This window comes from Rhodococcus sp. 008 (assembly GCF_001682295.1).
Classification (GTDB): Bacteria; Actinomycetota; Actinomycetes; order Mycobacteriales; family Mycobacteriaceae; genus Rhodococcus_F; species Rhodococcus_F qingshengii.
Map to the genome: position 1 here is coordinate 4,496,685 of NZ_CP012749.1, position 17,556 is coordinate 4,514,240.

At 62.6% G+C, this 17,556-nt stretch carries 16 protein-coding genes; 5 read left to right on the plus strand and 11 right to left on the minus strand.

Annotated features, from left to right (window positions below):
• Positions 1-26 precede the first annotated feature (26 nt).
• Genes AOT96_RS20860 through AOT96_RS20870 form a run of 3 tightly spaced genes read right to left on the minus strand, consistent with a single transcriptional unit; the run spans position 27 to position 2,776 of the window.
• Positions 27-1,118, minus strand: coding sequence for an N-formylglutamate amidohydrolase (locus AOT96_RS20860; RefSeq protein ID WP_047271740.1), 1,092 nt, complete (start codon positions 1,116-1,118; stop codon positions 27-29).
• Between the two features lie 34 nt (positions 1,119-1,152).
• On the minus strand, positions 1,153-2,157 hold the full coding sequence (locus AOT96_RS20865) for an acyl-CoA dehydrogenase family protein (protein WP_083197652.1): 1,005 nt from the start codon (positions 2,155-2,157) through the stop codon (positions 1,153-1,155).
• 55 nt (positions 2,158-2,212) lie between these two features.
• The gene (locus AOT96_RS20870) at positions 2,213-2,776 is read right to left on the minus strand and encodes a helix-turn-helix domain-containing protein (RefSeq protein WP_007727247.1); all 564 of its coding nucleotides are present in this window, start codon (positions 2,774-2,776) and stop codon (positions 2,213-2,215) included.
• 134 nt (positions 2,777-2,910) lie between these two features.
• Between AOT96_RS20870 and AOT96_RS20875 the strand changes: the two genes are divergently transcribed.
• Genes AOT96_RS20875 through AOT96_RS20885 form a run of 3 tightly spaced genes read left to right on the plus strand, consistent with a single transcriptional unit; the run spans position 2,911 to position 6,129 of the window.
• The gene (locus AOT96_RS20875; protein ID WP_007727244.1) at positions 2,911-4,302 is read left to right on the plus strand and encodes a uracil-xanthine permease family protein; all 1,392 of its coding nucleotides are present in this window, start codon (positions 2,911-2,913) and stop codon (positions 4,300-4,302) included.
• The gene (locus AOT96_RS20880) at positions 4,283-5,347 is read left to right on the plus strand and encodes an isopenicillin N synthase family dioxygenase (RefSeq protein ID WP_065352214.1); all 1,065 of its coding nucleotides are present in this window, start codon (positions 4,283-4,285) and stop codon (positions 5,345-5,347) included. The genes AOT96_RS20875 and AOT96_RS20880 overlap by 20 nt, the downstream gene beginning before the upstream one ends.
• Entirely contained in the window at positions 5,344-6,129 is a 786-nt protein-coding gene (locus tag AOT96_RS20885; RefSeq protein ID WP_064074931.1) for an alpha/beta fold hydrolase, read from the plus strand. Before AOT96_RS20880 ends, AOT96_RS20885 begins: the two co-directional genes overlap by 4 nt.
• On the opposite strand, the gene amaB is transcribed toward AOT96_RS20885, so the two are convergent.
• Complete coding sequence (gene amaB, locus AOT96_RS20890; protein ID WP_042922141.1) at positions 6,080-7,585, minus strand: L-piperidine-6-carboxylate dehydrogenase; 1,506 nt, start codon at positions 7,583-7,585, stop codon at positions 6,080-6,082. The genes AOT96_RS20885 and amaB overlap by 50 nt on opposite strands.
• Complete coding sequence (gene hglS, locus AOT96_RS20895) at positions 7,572-8,867, minus strand: 2-oxoadipate dioxygenase/decarboxylase (protein WP_030535040.1); 1,296 nt, start codon at positions 8,865-8,867, stop codon at positions 7,572-7,574. Before hglS ends, amaB begins: the two co-directional genes overlap by 14 nt.
• Before the next feature lie 30 nt (positions 8,868-8,897).
• On the opposite strand from hglS, the gene AOT96_RS20900 reads away from it, so the two are divergent.
• Together AOT96_RS20900 and lat are read left to right on the plus strand one after the other, a co-directional pair.
• On the plus strand, positions 8,898-9,362 hold the full coding sequence (locus AOT96_RS20900) for an Lrp/AsnC family transcriptional regulator (protein WP_003940830.1): 465 nt from the start codon (positions 8,898-8,900) through the stop codon (positions 9,360-9,362).
• Between the two features lie 65 nt (positions 9,363-9,427).
• A complete protein-coding gene (gene lat, locus AOT96_RS20905; RefSeq protein WP_047271731.1) occupies positions 9,428-10,756 on the plus strand; it encodes an L-lysine 6-transaminase in 1,329 nt (442 codons plus the stop codon).
• Here lat and AOT96_RS20910 read toward each other — a convergent pair.
• The 6 genes from AOT96_RS20910 to uraD form a co-directional block, all read right to left on the minus strand.
• A complete protein-coding gene (locus tag AOT96_RS20910; protein ID WP_065352215.1) occupies positions 10,753-13,461 on the minus strand; it encodes a molybdopterin-dependent oxidoreductase in 2,709 nt (902 codons plus the stop codon). The genes lat and AOT96_RS20910 overlap by 4 nt on opposite strands.
• Entirely contained in the window at positions 13,458-14,267 is an 810-nt protein-coding gene (locus tag AOT96_RS20915) for an FAD binding domain-containing protein (RefSeq protein ID WP_030535037.1), read from the minus strand. The genes AOT96_RS20910 and AOT96_RS20915 overlap by 4 nt, the downstream gene beginning before the upstream one ends.
• A 7-nt stretch (positions 14,268-14,274) precedes the next feature.
• Positions 14,275-15,588, minus strand: coding sequence for an 8-oxoguanine deaminase (locus AOT96_RS20920; protein ID WP_231917462.1), 1,314 nt, complete (start codon positions 15,586-15,588; stop codon positions 14,275-14,277).
• Between the two features lie 53 nt (positions 15,589-15,641).
• A complete protein-coding gene (pucL, locus tag AOT96_RS20925; protein WP_065352890.1) occupies positions 15,642-16,544 on the minus strand; it encodes a factor-independent urate hydroxylase in 903 nt (300 codons plus the stop codon).
• A gap of 64 nt (positions 16,545-16,608) precedes the next feature.
• Complete coding sequence (uraH, locus tag AOT96_RS20930; protein WP_007727227.1) at positions 16,609-16,938, minus strand: hydroxyisourate hydrolase; 330 nt, start codon at positions 16,936-16,938, stop codon at positions 16,609-16,611.
• Positions 16,935-17,453 (minus strand): 2-oxo-4-hydroxy-4-carboxy-5-ureidoimidazoline decarboxylase, encoded by a 519-nt coding sequence (uraD, locus tag AOT96_RS20935; RefSeq protein WP_030535033.1) that lies wholly within the window; start codon positions 17,451-17,453, stop codon positions 16,935-16,937. The genes uraH and uraD overlap by 4 nt, the downstream gene beginning before the upstream one ends.
• Positions 17,454-17,556 lie beyond the last annotated feature (103 nt).

The window sequence follows — 17,556 nt, forward strand, 5'->3', positions numbered from 1 at the left end:
AGTCAGCCCTGAGTGACAGCGCTGAGTCAGCTGTTGCGGTAGTGGTCCCAGCTCGCCTTGCACGCGTGGGCGAGCTGGTCCACCCGTTCGGCGTCGGGTGTCGGCCAGTCGACGCCGGGTTCCATGATGTAGGCGGCCAGTTCGTCTCCCAGTAGGAATTCTCGTTTGAATTCGGCCTGAACCGCGCTCAACGTGATCCCGGCTTCGGCGGCGCGGGCGCTCAATTCGGCGAATCTGGCTCCGGCTCGAATGATTTCGAAACTGCCGAGGTACGGCTGATTGAGAGCGACGGCATCCGGATCATCGACCTGAAATCCCTTGCGATGTGAGATCGCAAGTGTGCGTATGAGCTCCGGATCCATCGTCACGGGATTGTCGCCGCGTCGATTGCCGTCGTGGTCGCCACGATTGGAGAGCGCGACGACGTCGGGGAGCCGATCTGCTTCCGGCCGTTCGACATTGACGGCGCCGTCCTGCCGGGTGGTGTGGTTCATCGTGTCGTGGAACGACAAGGTCGTGAACGATCGACCGAGTTCGAAGCTCTTCGCCACCATGGCTTCGATCAGTGCGTCGCGAGTTCTCTCGTAGACGCCCAAACCGTGTTCAGCTGTCTCGGTGAAGGTCTCGGCGAGGTCCTTCCAACCCGCGTCGTCGGTAGGCTCGAGCAGCAGGGGGTAGAACGAGAAGGTGACAGGGCGAACTGCGTCGACACCGGCGAGGTCCGCTTTGTTGCCGGCACCGGCCTCGTGGACGCGGGCGAAGGCCTCGCGCAGTGACGCTTCCAGGTTTTCGGGCTTCGCACGGTTGGGATCGCGAATCATGCGAGGGTGCGGATTCTCGACGTACACAATGCGCGAATCGATTTCGGCCCAACGGCGCACGATGGGACTGGTGGACATGTCGGTGAAGTCGAACTGCAGCCGCTGTGTGAACTCGGGTGCGAGAAAGCGTGAGAGTTCTGCTGGAATCGCGGAACCCGAGTGTGGGCAACTGACAAGAAGGTCGGCGTCGGCGATGGCGTCGTCGAGACTGCGGGAGTCACGATCGGCATAGAACGTCAGGTCCTCCGCCGTGAACACGGTTCCGGCCGGGATGAGTACTGGTTCTCCACTGGTCATGAATCCCAGCGTAATCGAGTACAACCTTGCGTACTCAGTATCCGGTGAGTCGTTCCACGAGAGCCGTTTTGATCTCCGGGCGACCAGCCGCGACAAGAGTGAAGGTGGCTTCACGCATGAGCCGCTCGGGGGTGTTGCTGCCGACCAGAGCGCGGCTTCCGGTCGCAGTCACGAGTGCGGCCGACGCGCGTATCGCAAGTTCCGACGCTCGGGCGCGGGCGGCCGACATGTCGCCGCCGTCGCGCAGTGCTGCATCGAGATCGGCGCGCGCCCGGGTGGCTTGTTCCTCGAACGCGTCGGTGTCGACTCCCAGATCCGCGAGTTCGGTGACAGCACGGCGGGTGATGCCCATGGCCATCGCGCCGTTGAGCCACAAGCCGGGGAGCTGGGTGCTCTGGAATTGTTCGTCGCTGACGACAGCACAGACGTCGGTATCGGGAATTTCGAAAGCGTCGAACACGATTCGGACGGTGTTGCTCCCGCGCGCCGCGATCAGTGGAAGCTCCTCGATCGTCAGACCCGGGGCCTCGCCCACCGGTACGACGGAATGAACGATGGAATTGTCGAACTCGTCGCGCGCCGACACCAAGAGAACATCGACGATGCCCCAACCGGTGACGAAGGGTGCGATCCCGTCGAGGACGTAGCCGTCGTTCACCCGCTTCGCCCACAGGAGCGGTGGGCGGGGGATGGCGCCGGCATAGGCAACCCCACCGCGAATCGTGCCGGAAACCAGACCGTCCCAGTATTGTTCGCGCAGAGGTGCATTGGGACTCGCCGCCAGGGCTCCGACGACGCCGTGATGCTGCATCCAGGTGAACGTCGTCGCGAGGCAACCGCCGCACAAGGTTTCGAGGACCTCGACCAGTTCTTCGCTGCTGGGGCCACCCTCACCGAGGGCAGCGATGCCGTAGAAGCCGTCGGCGGCGAGCGCGTCGAAATGGCTGCTGGGGATTTCTCCGTCGGCGTCGACGCTGTCGGCGACGGGAAACAGAACGGTATCGGCGATTTCGCGCGCAAGTTCCGGCCACATGGTCACGCTGTCAGGGTAAGCCGTGAGCCGGGGTTTGTGGTGTGGAACTACAGCCGCGCATCTAGAACGAGGGCGGCGAACTCACGATGAGGAACCTCGCGACCGCATCGGTGCGATTGAACCACCGGTGCGGGATGGTCGAGGTGTAGAGGAGGGTGTCGCCTACGTGGAGAACGTGATGCTCGTCCAGTCCCACCTCGACCTCGACAGATCCTTCGAGAACATGAATGAACTCTTCGCCGGCGTGCTCGGTGTGCTCACCTGCCTCGGAATGAGGTGCTGCCGTGATCTCGTTGGGTTCCATGGTCCGTGAGCCGGTGGAGCAGAATCGAATCACCGAATCGTGTGCCAGTTCGAAGGTTCGCCCCTCGCCGGCGCGGACGAGGCTGGACGGAGTTCGCTCACCCTGTGCCAAGAGTGCGTGCGCCGTGGTGCCGAGCGATTGCGCGAGGCGATGAAGGTTCATGACACTGGGTACTGCGTGGCCGTTTTCGGTCTGGCTCAGGAAGGGCTGGGACAAGCCCGACTTCACGGCAACCTCGCGCAACGTCAGTCCGGCTTCTTTTCGCGCCGTCCGCACGGCAGCCCCGATTGCGGTCGCTATCGCCTTCTGGTCGTCGTCCATGTGCCGAAGATAGCAGTGCTCTGGTGAAAGTTTTGATTACACAGACGAAACAAATTCGACCACGGTAAGAAATTATCGACGTGCTGAATAGTCCCGTACACGAAACACTTCCAGCTTCGGACGGAGATCGGCGCATGGCCATCCATCCTGTCGACCAGCGGCTCCCATTTGCCCGCCAGTCTGCTTTTGCTCTTCAGCACGTCCTCATCATGTACACCGGCTGCATCACGGTTCCGCTGGTTTTCGGTGCCGCCGTAGGGCTGGACCGCAGCACAGTCGCGATGCTGATCAGCGCGGACTTGCTCGTTGCAGGCATCATCACGATCATTCAGAGCCTGGGCGTCGGGAAGGTCGCCGGTGTCCGGCTGCCGATCGTCTGCGGGGCGACCTTCGCCGGGCTGACGCCGATGATTCTGATCGCCAAGGAGTACGGCCTGCAGGCGGTGTACGGGTCCATGCTGGTCGGTGGCGTAGTCGGCATTGCCTTGGCCGTGCCGTTCGCCAAGATCGTCCGATACTTCCCACCCCTGGTTACCGGCGTCGTCCTCACAGTGATCGGCATCTCGTTGATCGGTGTCGCAGGAGGACTGATCGTCGGAAACGACCCCACCTCCCCGTCGTTCGCCGACCCGAAGAATCTGGCGCTGGCTGCCGCAGTCGTTGTGGTCGCGGTGGCCTTCATCTGCCTCGGCCGCGGGATGTGGACGCAGCTCGGTGTACTGATGGCGCTTGTGATCGGCACCGTGATCGCCATCCCGATGGGCCTGATCGATCTGAGTGGCGTCGGCGGCTCGGCCTGGGTGGGCTTCCCGATGCCGTTCCACTTCGGCGCTCCGGAGTTTCCCGTCACCGCCGTGGTGGCGATGAGTATCGTCATGGCAGTCGTCTTCGCAGAGTCGACGGCGAGCATGCTGGCGGTCAGCGAGATCACCGGAAAGCCTTTGAAGAAAGCAGATCTCGCACGAGGGCTGGTGGCCGACGGGATGTCGGGAGTTCTGGGCGGAATCTTCAATGCCTTTGTCGACACCGTTTTCTCGCAGAATGTCGGCGCCGTTGCCACGACCCGGGTGTACAGCCGGTACGTGACCGCTACCAGCGGTGCCATTCTGATCGTCCTCGGCCTCATCCCGCGAATGGGTGAAGTGGTTGCAGCCCTGCCTGATCCGGTGGTCGGCGGCGTCGGAATCATCTTGTTCTCCACTGTCGCCGTGGTCGGAATCAACACGCTGCGCAAGGTCGATCTCAGCGACCCGATCAACACCACGATCGCCGCTGTATCGGTGGGGATCGGTATTCTTCCGGAATTTGCGGAAGGGATGTTCGAGCGATTCCCCTCCTCGGCTCAGATCCTCCTCGGTAGCGGCATCACCTTGGCTGCGGCCTCGGCCTTTTCGCTCAATCTGCTGTTCAATCACACCCGACTCGGTGAACTCGCGAGGCGATCGCGAGAGAGCCTCCATGCCACTGCAAAATCTGAACCCGCCACCAGCTCTGCAGGAGACGCCAGTGTCACAGTCCCAGTCTGATCCCTTCGAAGTGCCCGTCGTCGACATCTCGCCTTACGTGCTCGGTGGTGCCGACCAGGACAAGGCGCGAGTGGCTGCCGAAGTCGACCATGCTTGTCGGACTGTAGGTTTCATGCAGATTCGGGGCCACGGTGTTCCGGCCGCTGTTTCTTCCGGCCTCGCCGAAGCGATGGACGACTTCTTCGGGCTGCCGATGGAGACGAAGTCGGGCTACCGAATCGAGGGCGCGAATCGTGGGTACAGCCCGCCCAAGAGTGAGTCGCTGAGCCTGAGCCTCGGCGTCGAATCCGCGACCAGAATGAACGACTTTTTCGAGGCCTTCAACGTCGGAACCGAAGCCCGATCATTCACCGAACTCGAACTGTCGGAGGACGATTACGGAATCAACCTGTGGCCCGCAGTGTCTGGTTTCACGGCGCGGGTGGAGAATTACTACGCCCATGGCGAGCGGGTGGCACGCACACTGACCACCATTTTCGAAGACGCGCTCGGGCTGACCCCAGGATTCTTCGAGTCGATCACCGACCACTCCATCGACGTACTGCGGATGAACAACTACGCGTTACCCGAAGGGACGGTGACGTTGGACGGTGAGTTGAAGGGGATGGGCGAACATACCGATTTCGGGCTGGTCACCGTGCTGTGGGCGGATCAGGTCGAAGGTTTGCAAGTACTCGGGAGCGACCGACGCTGGCACGATGTCTGGCCGCACGACGGCGCGCTACTGGTCAACCTCGGGGATCTCACCGCGCGACTGACCAACGACAGGTGGATGTCCACGCTGCACCGAGTTGCGCCTCCGGTGGTGAACGGCACCATCAAGCGCCGGCGATCGGCGGCCTTCTTCCATGACGGAAACGTCGACGCGGTGATTGCGACCTTGCCGAGTTTTCAGGACGACTCCGGCTTGGAGTACGAACCCATTACCGTTCGCGATCACATCAAGGCCAAATTGGCCGGGTCGAGGCAGGGGAAGTCCAACGCCGCCGCAGGTCGTGAGGCGGCTCGGGTACTTTCGGCTGCAGAGCTCGAGGTCAAGCAGTGAGTGCACGGAACATCGTCCTGATCCACGGAGCATGGGCCGGCGGTTGGGTCTGGGATCGTGTGTGTGGCCCACTGAAATCGGCCGGCTTCAATCCTGTTGTGGTGGAGCTTCCCGGCTCGGGAAGTTGGAACTCAGACGACGTGATCGATCTCGATGTCGTTGCCGAACATGTTGTGGCAGTTGTCGAGTCCTTGGACGGGCAGTGCGCCCTCGTCGGTCACTCCGGCGGTGGCATCGTGGCCTCACAGGTGGCTGAGTTGCTGCCTTCGCGGGTAACGGGTCTTGTGTACGTCGCAGGGATGATGCTTCCATCGCAGACGGACTTCGGGATGCTCTGCATCGAACTCGGTCTGGAAAGTCCGGTCGGGATCTCACGTTGGTTGGTCCCCGCCGACGACGGGGATGCGACGGTGATACCGCCCGAAGCCGGCGCCGCTGTGTTCTTCCACGAAGCGCCGGTGGCTGATGCGATCTTCGCCGCGCGCATGCTCGTTCCACAACTGGAGTCAGCCCGCCTGATGGCACCGGTCTGGACGGAAGAGCGATTCGGAACCGTGCCGAGGTTGTATGTCGAATGCACGCTGGATCGAACCGTGCCGATCGAGGCTCAACGCGCCATGCAGAGACTTGTCCCCGGTGCCCAGGTGGTCAGCCTGGGCACCGACCATGCACCGCAGTTGTCGGCGCTCCCGGAGTTGATCGACGCGATCACCGATTTCGCCCGGCAGGTGTTCAGCCGAACTCGACCCCTTGAGCCAGCGGAAGCTGGTCCGAGTAATTGACGGTATTGGTGGCTCGGCGCATGTATGCCTTCCACGAATCCGAACCCGATTCGCGTCCGCCGCCAGTCTCCTTCTCCCCGCCGAATGCGCCGCCGATCTCCGCACCGGACGTTCCGATGTTCACGTTCGCGATGCCGCAATCGGAGCCGTCGGCGGCGAGGAAGCGCTCTGCTTCTCGCTGGTCGAGTGTGAAGATCGAGGACGAAAGTCCTTGAGGTACGCCGTTGTGCAGCGCAATGGCGTCGTCGAAGTCGGTGTAGGTCAAGACGTAGAGGATGGGTGCAAAAGTCTCCGCCCGCACCACCTCGGTCTGTGCGGGCATACGAACGAGGGCAGGTGTCACGTAGAACCCGGAATCGCCGACGCGGTCCCCGCCACACACCACAGTTCCGCCGTCCGCGCGTGCGGCCGAGAGCGATTTCTGCATCGTCTCGAACGCGGCTTCGTTGATCAGCGGCCCGACCAGAACACCGGAATCGAAGGGACTACCGACCTGGAGTTGCGCGTACGCGGACGCAACGCGGTCGACGACGTTGTCGGCGATCGACTCGTGAACGATGAGCCGGCGCAGTGAGGTGCAGCGCTGCCCGGCAGTTCCAGCGGCGGAGAAGACAATTCCGCGCACGGCAAGCTCGAGATCCGCCGACGGCGTGACGACTGCGGCGTTGTTTCCACCCAGTTCCAGGAGACTTCGTCCGAAGCGCTCGGCGACCCGCGGAGCCACGGCGCGGCCCATCCTCACGGAACCGGTGGCGCTGACCAAGGCCACGAGTGGGTTGTCCACGAGAGCCTCACCGACGTCACGTCCGCCGACGACCAACTGGTGAACGTCGATCGGTGCTTGACAATCCGCGAGCGCGCGTCGCAGGAGCGCGTCACATGCCAGCGCGGTCAACGGAGTGGTTTCCGAAGGCTTCCAGACGACGGCGTCGCCGCACACGAGAGCAATGGCGGTATTCCACGACCACACCGCGACGGGAAAGTTGAACGCGGAGATGACTCCGACAACGCCGAGAGGGTGCCACGTTTCCGTCAACCGGTGTCCGGGACGCTCGGACGGCATGGTGCGTCCGTAGAGCTGCCGGGAGAGACCGACGGCGAACTCGCAGATGTCGATCATCTCCTGTACCTCGCCGAGAGCCTCCGAGGTGACCTTCCCGGCCTCCAACGTCACGATTTCCGCGAGGTCATCCTTGTGCTCGGTCAGTAGGCTGCCCAGCCGGCGCACGACCGCGCCGCGCGCCGGAGCGGGGACGGTGCGCCAGGTGAGGAACGCGCGATGCGCCGCGTCGACGGCGTCGTCGACTTCTCTACCGGAGTGCTGCCGAACGGTACGCAGTTGCGTACCGGTGATGGGGGTTCGTGCGCTCAGGTCGCCGGCGGGCCACTCGACACCGCACGCGGCAAGGGCGCTTTCGGCGCGATCGGCGAGGCTCGAAGAATCAGGCAGGTTCACTGGGGAGTCCTCTGTTGTTGTGGGCGGGAGGCAGCACGGCACGTGACGCCTCTTGTTGTGCGCGGTACAGCTCGAACGGATCTTCGATGGTGCGGTCGATGGCGCCCTCCAATCGATCCTGCCCGTATTCGGCGCCGGGCGCATCGGAAACGAATCCGGTCACGGAATCGAGATTGGATGCGAAGATCCCGGCCGCGGAGGCAGGTAGGAAGTCCTCGTAGACGATCGGGTCGCGGACGACAACAGTTCCTTCGTTTCGGTACGTGAAGTACGCCAACCCCGCGGCATCGAGTTCGCTTTCGGAGTGCGGAAATTCGCTGTCCCAATCGGCGTCCTCGGGCGTGGCGATCAGTCGGTCGTAGATCGCTCGCCCGCTGCGGGTCAACGCGATTCCGCGTGCCTCCACCTCGCCGAATCTGACGCGGACGGGCTCAGTGGTGACCGATCCGTCGTGCTGACGGAAGAGTCTGTCTTCGGCCAATGCACGAAACGACGTCTGCCGCAGAAGTAGTGGTGGTCCGCTCCATCTCGGCGGGCCTTGGATGCGGTCGATCATGGTGATACCGCGCTCGGTCATGCGGCGGTACAACTCGTCGATGTCGAGCACTCGCGGGGTGAGGTGATTGACGTGGGTCGAGCCCTGCCCCGCAATGTCTGCAGCGACCGGCGAGATTGCGGCGAGTTCGCGGTACCAGCCCGCGTCGATGGGATCGGTGCCGAGCCGAAACGCCGAGGTCGCTGCATCGACGAACTGTGTCGCCTCGGGCTCCGTCAGCCCGCCCTCGCGACTCGATTGCCGTGCCCACTGCAGAAGTTCGGGAGAGAACAGGGTCCGGCGACGCAGGAACCTGGTGATCCGACGCTCGAGGTCGGTGTCGAAGAACCTGGAATCGGAACTGGTCAGCACCGAGGTGAAAACGCGGAACGGGTTCTGGGCGAGTTCGGCGGGATCGGTGGGGCGAAATGCCGTCGAGACAACGGGAATGGGGGAGTCGGTGAGCCGGAGGTCGTAATAGCCGACCGGAAACATACCGAATCCGCCGAAGACGGTGGCTACGTCACGTAGTTCGTCGAGAGTCCCCAGTCTGATGGCGCCGTGACGCTCGGCGCTGACTCTCGCCAGGCTGCCCAGGCGCTCCGCAGAATCCGGATGTTCGGCGGCAAAATCACGGTTCACCTGCATCGTTACATCTACCAAGGTGTTGTAAGCGGGGACCTCGTCGCCATACATCTTGGCGAGGGCCGCTGCGAACCGTGCACGTAGCTCCCAGGTTTCAACCATACGGATGTCCGATTGCGTTAGCCTGCGCAGGTGCGAGAAACAGAAACCAGTGACGTTGCCGGTGTTCCGGTCGACGAAACCGATCGACTCTTGATGCGTGAATTGGTCTTGGACGGCCGTGCCACTCTCGCGAGTCTTGCTGAGAAGGCTGGACTCTCGATCTCCGCAGTCCAGTCGCGAGTGCGTCGTTTGGAATCTCGCAAGGTGATCCGTGGGTACTCCGCGAAGATCGATCCGGAGGCACTCGGTCACAATCTGTCCGCATTTGTCGCCATCACTCCTCTCGATCCCTCGCAGCCCGACGATGCGCCTGCCCGCTTGCGTCATCTGCCGGCGGTCGTCTCGTGTCACTCGGTAGCCGGGAGCGAAAGCTACGTCCTCCTGGTCCGGGTGGCGTCACCTCGGGCGTTGGAGCGATTGCTGCAGGAGATCCGTACGGCAGCCAACGTCAACACACGAAGCACCATCATCCTACAAACTTTTTACGACGAATGACGCTTGTTCAATAACTTTTACGGTCCTCTATCGACACTCCCGGAAAATTGACATAGCCTTCGCGTATGAGTACTGCGATGCGAGACTTCGGTGACAGTGCGCTCTTTCCGGTCTACGACGTGTTGAAGGCCAGCATCCTCGTCGACGGATTCGATCTGATTCTCGACGTCGAAGGGTCGCGGGGTTCCTATCTCCGTGACCTGCGAGACGGAACCGAGTATCTGGACATGTTCGGTTTCTTCGGCTCTTCGGCCCTGGGTATGAATCACCCTGCGATCGCAGGCGACGAGGAGTTTCAACAGGAGTTGGCTGTCGTGGCCTCCAACAAGCCGAGTAACTCCGACATCTACACCGAACCCATGGCGCGCTTTGTTGCGGCTTTCGCTCGGGTACTGGGGGATTCGGCACTCCCACACTTGTTCTTCGTCGACGGCGGAGCCCTGGCGGTGGAAAATGCACTCAAGGTTGCCTTCGACTGGAAGAGTCGGTGGAACGAAAGCCGCGGGTTGTCAGCAGATCTGGGGACAAAGGTCCTGCACCTGACCGAGGCTTTTCACGGCCGCAGTGGTTACACGATGTCGCTCACCAACACCGAACCGGGCAAGGTCGCGCGATTCCCCAAGTTCGACTGGCCACGTATCGACTCGCCGTACCTGGCAGACGGCCGCGATGTCGAAGCTGCGGAGAGGCAAGCTCTCGATCAAGCGCGCCGAGCTTTTGCTGACAACCCCGACGACATTGCCTGTTTTATCGCCGAACCGATCCAGGGCGAGGGCGGCGACCATCACCTCAGGCCGGAATTTCTGCAGGCGATGCAGGAGTTGTGCCACGAAAACGACGCCCTCTTCATTCTCGACGAAGTACAGACCGGTTGCGGAATCACCGGAACTGCCTGGGCCTACCAACAATTGGGTCTGAGTCCGGATGTGGTGGCGTTCGGCAAGAAAACGCAGGTGTGCGGAATCATGGCCGGCGGGCGCGTGGATGAAGTGCATGACAACGTGTTTCACGTCAGTTCTCGGATCAATTCGACGTGGGGTGGCAACCTCACCGACATGGTTCGTGCCCGGCGGATACTCGAAGTCGTCGAGCAGGACCGACTGATCGACCGCGTGCGATTCACGGGTGCGCATCTCCTTGCCCGGTTGACCGAAGTCTGCGGGCGGTACGCGGCGGCAACCGAGCCGCGCGGTCGTGGCCTCATGTGCGCGATCACTCTGGAAGACAGTGACCTTCGCGATCGCGTCGTACAGCGACTGCGTGAAGACGAGCACGTGATGATACTGCCCACCGGGAAGAGGGGAATCAGATTCCGGCCCGCGCTGACGGTGACCACCAGTGAGCTGGACGACGCGGTCGACGCGGTCGAGCGCGTGCTCGCACGCGAGACCTAGGGCCTCTGCAGCTGTTCCCACACTCGATCCGGTGACATCGGTGTGGAGTACATACGCACTCCACACGCGTTGGCAATCGCGTTTGCCAACGCCGGTGCTACAGGATTGAAGGGGGCCTCACTCATCGATTTCGCGCCGAAAGGCCCGAGCTTGTCGTACGTGTCGGCAAACATTACTTCGGTGATCGGCAGATCCCCGATCTGGGGAACGTGATAATTGCGCAACTGCGGATTGATCACCCGACCTTCTTCGATGACGATCTCCTCCGACAGCGCAGCGCCGAGCGCTTGTCCCACACCGCCTTCCACCTGCCCTCGCAGTTGTGCCGGGTTCATGACGGTGCCGGCATCGGCGGCCTGAACCGACTGCAGGATCTTCACCCGGCCGGTGTTCGTGTCGACGGCAACGCGAAAACCGTGAACGTTGAACGAGACCGAGCGCGGTGTCCCGTCGTGGCGACCGTCAGCGGCGAGCGGGCCACCTTCGAGTAGCGTCGCGAAATCGAGGAAACCGTGGGACGTTTCGACACCGTCCGGCGAAAGGTCGTCGATCTGCGCGCCGCGACCGCTCGATCGCACCGCACGGGTCAGTATCCGCTCGCGAAGGCGCTCGCAGGCGATCAGGAGCGCCTTTCCGGCGACCACCGTTCCCGTCGACCCGAACGCTCCGGTGTCGTATCCGCCGGCATCGGTGTCGGATTGAACAATCGTGATGCGATCGACTGTCGTCCGCAATTCGGTGGCCGCGATCTGTTGGTGAATCGTAGTGGTTCCGTTGCCGAACTCAGCGGTGCCGATGTTCACGACGTACCGACCGTCGGCCTCGAGCGCGACGGTGGTGTCGGAGAAGTGACCACGCGGCGGGATCGTCGCGATCATGGCAATTGCCATGCCCCGACCGATCCGCCAACGCGACCCAGTCGGTGCAGCCTCTCCGCGTCCGCTTGACAGTGCACTGTCGACGAGGTCGATGCACTGGTCCAGCCCATAGCTGCCGAACTCGAGATCACCGTCCTCGACGTGCCAGTCGACAAAATCGTCTCCGGGAACGACGACGTTGCGCCGCCGAAACTCGAAGGGGTCCATGCCGAGACGATCCGCGAGCTGATCCATGGCCGACTCGACGGCGAAGATGATCTGGCCGAGCCCGTAACCACGAAAGGCCCCGGAGGGAACGTTGTTCGTGTAGACCGCTTCGGCGTCGACGCGTTTGGTCGCAGCGCGATAGACCGCCATGGATTCGGCGCACCCATGGAACATGACTCCGATCGAATGGTTCCCGTACGCCCCCGCGTCGGAAAGCACGTCGATAGCGAGCGCAGTGAGAGTTCCGTCGGCGTCGGCTCCCGCACGCACCGATACTCGCATCGGATGCCGTGACGGTGCGATGGTGAACTGATCGCTTCGGCTGAACTCGTAGGCTACGGGCTTGCCGGTCTTCAAGACGGCCAGTGCGACCAGATCCTCGGTGAGTAATTCCTGCTTCCCGCCGAAACCCCCGCCTACCCGTTTTGCGAACACCCGGATTCGGCTGCGATCGAGATCGAAGATGTGGGCCAATTCGTCCCGAACCAGAAACGGCACCTGTGTGCTGCTTCTGATGGCGAGACGGCCCTCCTCGTCGAGCCACCCCACTGCGCCGTGAGTTTCCAAGGCCACGTGCTGGACTCGCGCAGTTTTCCACGTACCTTCGACGACTGCAGTCGCATCTGCGAGCGCACGGTCCAGATCGCCGACGCCATCGTGAAGCGCGGCAACCACGTTGCGGGGGGCCTCGGCGATCCGCGAGCTCTCGTCCTTGTCGCCGTGCAGGAGTGGAGCGCCGGGGGAACGCGCCAGATCTGGTTCGAATACCGCGTCGCGTACCTCATAGTCGACTTCGATCAGCGAGAGTGCACGTTCCGCCTGCGTCGGGGTTTCGGCGATGACCGCGGCTACGCGCTGGCCGCGGAAACGGAGGGTGCTGTCGAACACGCGCGTGTCGTCCGGATCGTCGTTGCGGTCCTCGTGCCGGGCGGTCGAGAACAGCACGTCCGGACTGTCATGAAAAGTGAGGACCGCGGTGACGCCCGGCGCCGCTTCGGCTGCTGCCGTGTCTATCCGGCTTATGTGTGCGTGTGCGTGCGGACTGCCGAGTACTGCGACGTGAAGCAGGTCGACCGGCTTCTCACCCGGGGAGAAGTCCATGGTGTACTGCTCGGTTCCCGTGACGATGCGCGCGGACGCCGGTGCTGCGATCGAACGCCCTTGTGCCCCGCCTATTTTGGCAGTCTCCGTATTGGATGTACCGGCGAGAGCGTCACGAATGGACCGATAACCGGTGCAGCGGCACAGGTTACCTTTCATCGAGCACGCGAGATCGGATTTTTGCTCGACCGACAACGCTGATGCGGTGACTACCATTCCCGCTGTACAGAAACCGCATTGGAATCCGCCCGCGTCCACGAATGCCTGTTGAATGGGGTGAAGTTTCTCCGGTGTTCCGAGACCGGAGGCGGTGACGACGTCGCGGCCGTCGATGCGATGGGCGGGAAATATGCACGAATGGGTGGGGTGTCCGTCGACCAGCACCGAGCAGGCGCCGCAGTCTCCGGCATCGCACCCCTTCTTGACGGAGTTCGCTCCGTGCTCGCGGAGGAAAGTTCGCAGGCACTGTCCTGGGCGGGGCTGGTCGTCGCGCGGAACTCCGTCCACCGAGTACTTCATTCCAGTTCACCTCGGATTTCTTCGGCAAGAAGCTCGGTCATCGCCTTCCGCCACGGCGCAGTTCCATGGACATCGGTGAAGTAGGCGTCTTCCGGAATCCTGCTGCGCAACGCATCCGCAAGTGCAGTGGCGTCGGGGAGTTCGTCGAATTTGAGAGCGTACGGACGGCGGGTCGCGGCGGTGATCGCCAGCGTGAAACCGTCGGCGCCGCAGCGTCCGGCCACGGCTACGGCCGATCGCCCGAGTGACGTCTGAGCCAGCTTTCGCATCGCGGTACGTGCAGTCAATGCATGCACGGGAATCCGAATACTGCGGATGATCTCGCCGGACCTGAGTACGTTTCGAGAATCGTCGATAACGAAATCGACTACGGGGAACGAGTATTCGGTACCGTCCGGACGCCAGATCGTCAGTTCGGCATCGAGAGCGGTACACAGAGTCGTCATCGCTCCGGCAGGGAAGGAGAGCGCGATGTTGCCGCCGACTGTCGCGTATCGCAACACCTTCCACGATGCGAGCAGTGCGTCAGCGCAGTGTTGGAACAGCGCTGCGGCGCGCCAGGATGCGGGAAGTTCGGCGCGGCACAGTTCCTCGATGGTGCAGGTGGCCGCGATCTCGAGACCGAGATCGCCGACCGCCACAGCTTCCCAGTCGAAGCCCGCAAGGTCGACAAGGGTGGTCAGGTGCGGCTGCGGTTCCGAGTACAGCCAGGTGCCGCCACCGATGAACCCGATGCCGGGTGACGCACAGGGGAGTTCGGCGCGGGTCCGCGGCACCAGAACTTCGTCGACGCTGTGCAGGTCCATCGCGACCTCAAGCCTTTCCGAGTAGATCGCGGTGTGCGCGTGCGACATCCGAGGCCACGACGTCCTCGTCGACGGTGGTGACTCGTCCGTCGGCAACTACGATTCGCCCGTTGACGAGCAGTAACTTCAGCGGGGGAGTCGAGCCGAGTACGAGCGCCGCCACCGGATCGGTGATGCCGGCATGCGCGACGGTGTCGAGTTTCCACACCGCCAGGTCGGCAAGTTTTTCGACCTCGATCGATCCGATTTCGCCCTCGCGGCCCAGAACTCGTGCGCCGTCGATCGTTCCCAATTCCAAGGCTTTTCGCACCGTCATCGTCTGCGGTCCGCCCTTCGCGCGAGCAAACAGAAGTGCATGACGAGACTCCTCGATCAGGCTGCAAGCTTCATTGCTCGCCGCGCCGTCCACGCCGAGCCCCACGGTGACCCCGCCGTTCACCAGATCGGCGGCACGGGCGATACCGGCTCCCAGGCGCGCATTGGAGGTCGGGCAGTGCGCCGCCGCAGTTCCGGTTCGCGCCATCGTCTCGATACCGGCGTCGTCGAGATGGACTGCGTGGGCGTACCAGACGTCCGGGCCCACCCAGCCGACTCGTTCCATGTATTCGACCGGCGTGCAACCGAAATGCTCGCGGCAGAATCTCTCCTCGTCCAGTGTCTCGGCCAGATGCGTGTGCATACGCACGCCGTTTTCGCGGGCCAGCGTCGCGGACTCGCGGAGCAATGCCTCCGTCACCGAGAAGGGTGAGCAGGGAGCTACCGCGATCTGCAGCATCGATCCGGGATTCGGGTCGTGCCAACGGTCGATCACCGACTGCGTGCCGGTCAGGATGTCATCGAGTTTTTCCACGACGTGATCCGGTGGCAGGCCGCCGGAACTCTGGCCGAGATCCATCGACCCACGGCACGGGTGGAATCGAAGGCCGACCTGCGCAGCCGCGGTGATCTCGGCCTCGAAAACGTCGCCGGCGTCGCGGGGAACGACGTAGTGGTGGTCGGTGGTGGTCGTACATCCGGTTTTCGCCAACCACGTGAGGCCGCCGGTGGCCGCCACGTGGACGGCGTCGGCGTCGATACCCGCCCAGACGGGGTACAGGGTGGTCAGCCACTCGAAAAGCGTCGAGTCCGCGGCCAGGCCTCGGGTGATCCATTGGTAGAGATGATGATGTGTGTTGACCAGACCCGGCGTGATCAGGCAACCACTCCCGTCGATCACTTGCGCACCCGGGTATTCGGGTGGCGTTCCGGCGCCGACGTCGACGATCTTGTTGCCCGAGATCACCACATAGCCGTCGGAGTACTCGGAGCGGTCGCCGTCCATCGTGACCACATGAGCGCCCGCCACGACGAGTGTTGCCCCGAGAGCTGATTCGGTCACGACAACCAACCGGCGTAGGTGGTCCACGACGGTCCCGCGTCTGGTGCGTCGGATCGGCTGACCGCAGCTTGGATCAGGCCGTACGGACGATCTGCAGCGTGGAACACCTCGTTGTCGTTCTCCACTCCGAAGCGGCCGAGTGCATATTCGAAATGATGCTTGTTGGGTGCGGACAGTCGAACCTCCGCGATGATCGGGAATTCCTCGAGGATTGCCTTGCCGATGTGGAAGAGCGTCTGCTGCAGGGCAAGTGAATGTACCTGTGCGAACTGCTTGACGATCTGTGCCTTGATGCCCGTGTAGACCGATTCCCAGTCGACGTCGGTGGTGACGAATCGCCACTGGGCGACCAACGTCGTCGCCATGACGCGGTCGTCGGTCGGCTCGAGAACGGTGTACGGATCTTCGAGAAAACCCGAGAACTCACTACCGGTCGATTTGAGGATCACCAGGTCCTTCAGGCCGCCGATCACCCATGTCCCGGTATCGGCGATGGTGATCGACGCCGTCCGAACTTCCTGACCCTTCCGAATCCAGGTGTAGTCGTGCTCGCTGCCGTCGACAATCGCACGCTCCCAGGCGTATTCCTCGATCTCGATCCGCGCGCCACTGACCGGTTCGATGTCGTCGACGAAATGACGGGCGAGTTCGAGTCCGTACGTCTCGATCGAGATCAGACCCTTTTCCTTGGCGTAGGAGTAGGCCGTTTGTTTCTGCGTGTCGGTCGGCAGAACCTTCGATTGATCACCGGTGAGGTACGCGTCGGCGAAATCTCCACGCAGGCAGGTGGAGACGTTGATGTCGTGAATTTCGTGACGGGGGGTGTCTCGATAGATTCGGACTACTCGATTTTCCGCTTTGCCGTACTGGTGACCCGATAGTTCGATCGATCCGCTCAACCGTTCGGTGTTCGTACTGCCGGTTGTGATGTTGCCGGTCGTGATGTTTTCGGTAGTCACGTGTTCAGCTCCCGCGATAGGTGGAATAAGCAAAGGGAGACAGCAACAGTGGGACGTGATAGCCCCGTGCCGTGTCGTCCACCCGGAAGGTCACTGTCACTTCCGGGTAGAAGTTTTCTTGTCCGTTGGTCTCGAAATACGTTCCGGTGTCGAAAGTCAGGGTGTAGTGACCGGCGGTCAGGCCACCGGGAGCAAGTTCGGGGATGCGGCCGTCGGAGTCGGTCTCCGCAGTGGTGACGGAGGCGCCGTCTCGATCACGAAGTTCGACGCGAATCCCCGCCGCGGGGTTGCCCGTCGTCGCGTCGAGAACGTGCGTGCTGAGGGTCTTGCTCATGCTGTGCCTCCGGCGAGTGCATCGATCAGACGGGCGAGTCTGATCCGATTGATGGCGGCCAATTCGGTTCGAAGCACGGAACGCTCGGTCGCCGGGTCGTTTCGGAGACGACCTCGAAGGATGTCGAGGAGCTCCGTTCCAGATTTCCCCGACGCGCAGACCAGGTAGACATGGCCGAATGTCTCTTCGTACTCGGCGTTCTTCCGTCGAAGTTCCGCGAGTACGTCTTCTGTCGCCGACGAGACTCCCGACTGTTCACGGGTAGAGGCCGCGCTCTCGCTTCGCTCACCGATTCGTGGGTGGCCGGAGAGAGCGTCGTCGATCTCGGACTCGGGAAGCTCGGCCAGCACCGCATCTGCTTTGTCGAACAGAGCTTCCAGATCGGCGAACGGGCGAGACGAGGCGATTTCCTGTGCCCACACGGCGGAATGGCAACACTCGAGCAGCGCCGCGACTGCCTGGTGGTCACCGAGCGCATCGAAGGCTCCGAGACCACTGGAATTCGTTGTAGGCATGTCCACAGGATTACTTGAGCATGTTACGGATCTGTAGCGCAGCAATTACGGGAGATGATGTGTCTCGATCTTATTTCTCCGGCTGCTCTTCCCCGATCACGGT

What these genes read in the sequence shown, in the direction of transcription:
- AOT96_RS20860 (WP_047271740.1), bottom strand. Translation starts at nt 1,118, where the DNA reads ATGACCAGTGGAGAACCAGTACTCATCCCGGCCGGAACCGTGTTCACG.
- AOT96_RS20870 (WP_007727247.1), bottom strand. Translation starts at nt 2,776, where the DNA reads ATGGACGACGACCAGAAGGCGATAGCGACCGCAATCGGGGCTGCCGTG.
- AOT96_RS20875 (WP_007727244.1), top strand. Translation starts at nt 2,911, where the DNA reads ATGGCCATCCATCCTGTCGACCAGCGGCTCCCATTTGCCCGCCAGTCT.
- hglS (WP_030535040.1), bottom strand. Translation starts at nt 8,867, where the DNA reads ATGGTTGAAACCTGGGAGCTACGTGCACGGTTCGCAGCGGCCCTCGCC.
- lat (WP_047271731.1), top strand. Translation starts at nt 9,428, where the DNA reads ATGAGTACTGCGATGCGAGACTTCGGTGACAGTGCGCTCTTTCCGGTC.
- AOT96_RS20910 (WP_065352215.1), bottom strand. Translation starts at nt 13,461, where the DNA reads ATGAAGTACTCGGTGGACGGAGTTCCGCGCGACGACCAGCCCCGCCCA.
- AOT96_RS20915 (WP_030535037.1), bottom strand. Translation starts at nt 14,267, where the DNA reads ATGGACCTGCACAGCGTCGACGAAGTTCTGGTGCCGCGGACCCGCGCC.
- AOT96_RS20920 (WP_231917462.1), bottom strand. Translation starts at nt 15,588, where the DNA reads ATGGACGGCGACCGCTCCGAGTACTCCGACGGCTATGTGGTGATCTCG.
- uraH (WP_007727227.1), bottom strand. Translation starts at nt 16,938, where the DNA reads ATGAGCAAGACCCTCAGCACGCACGTTCTCGACGCGACGACGGGCAAC.
- uraD (WP_030535033.1), bottom strand. Translation starts at nt 17,453, where the DNA reads ATGCCTACAACGAATTCCAGTGGTCTCGGAGCCTTCGATGCGCTCGGT.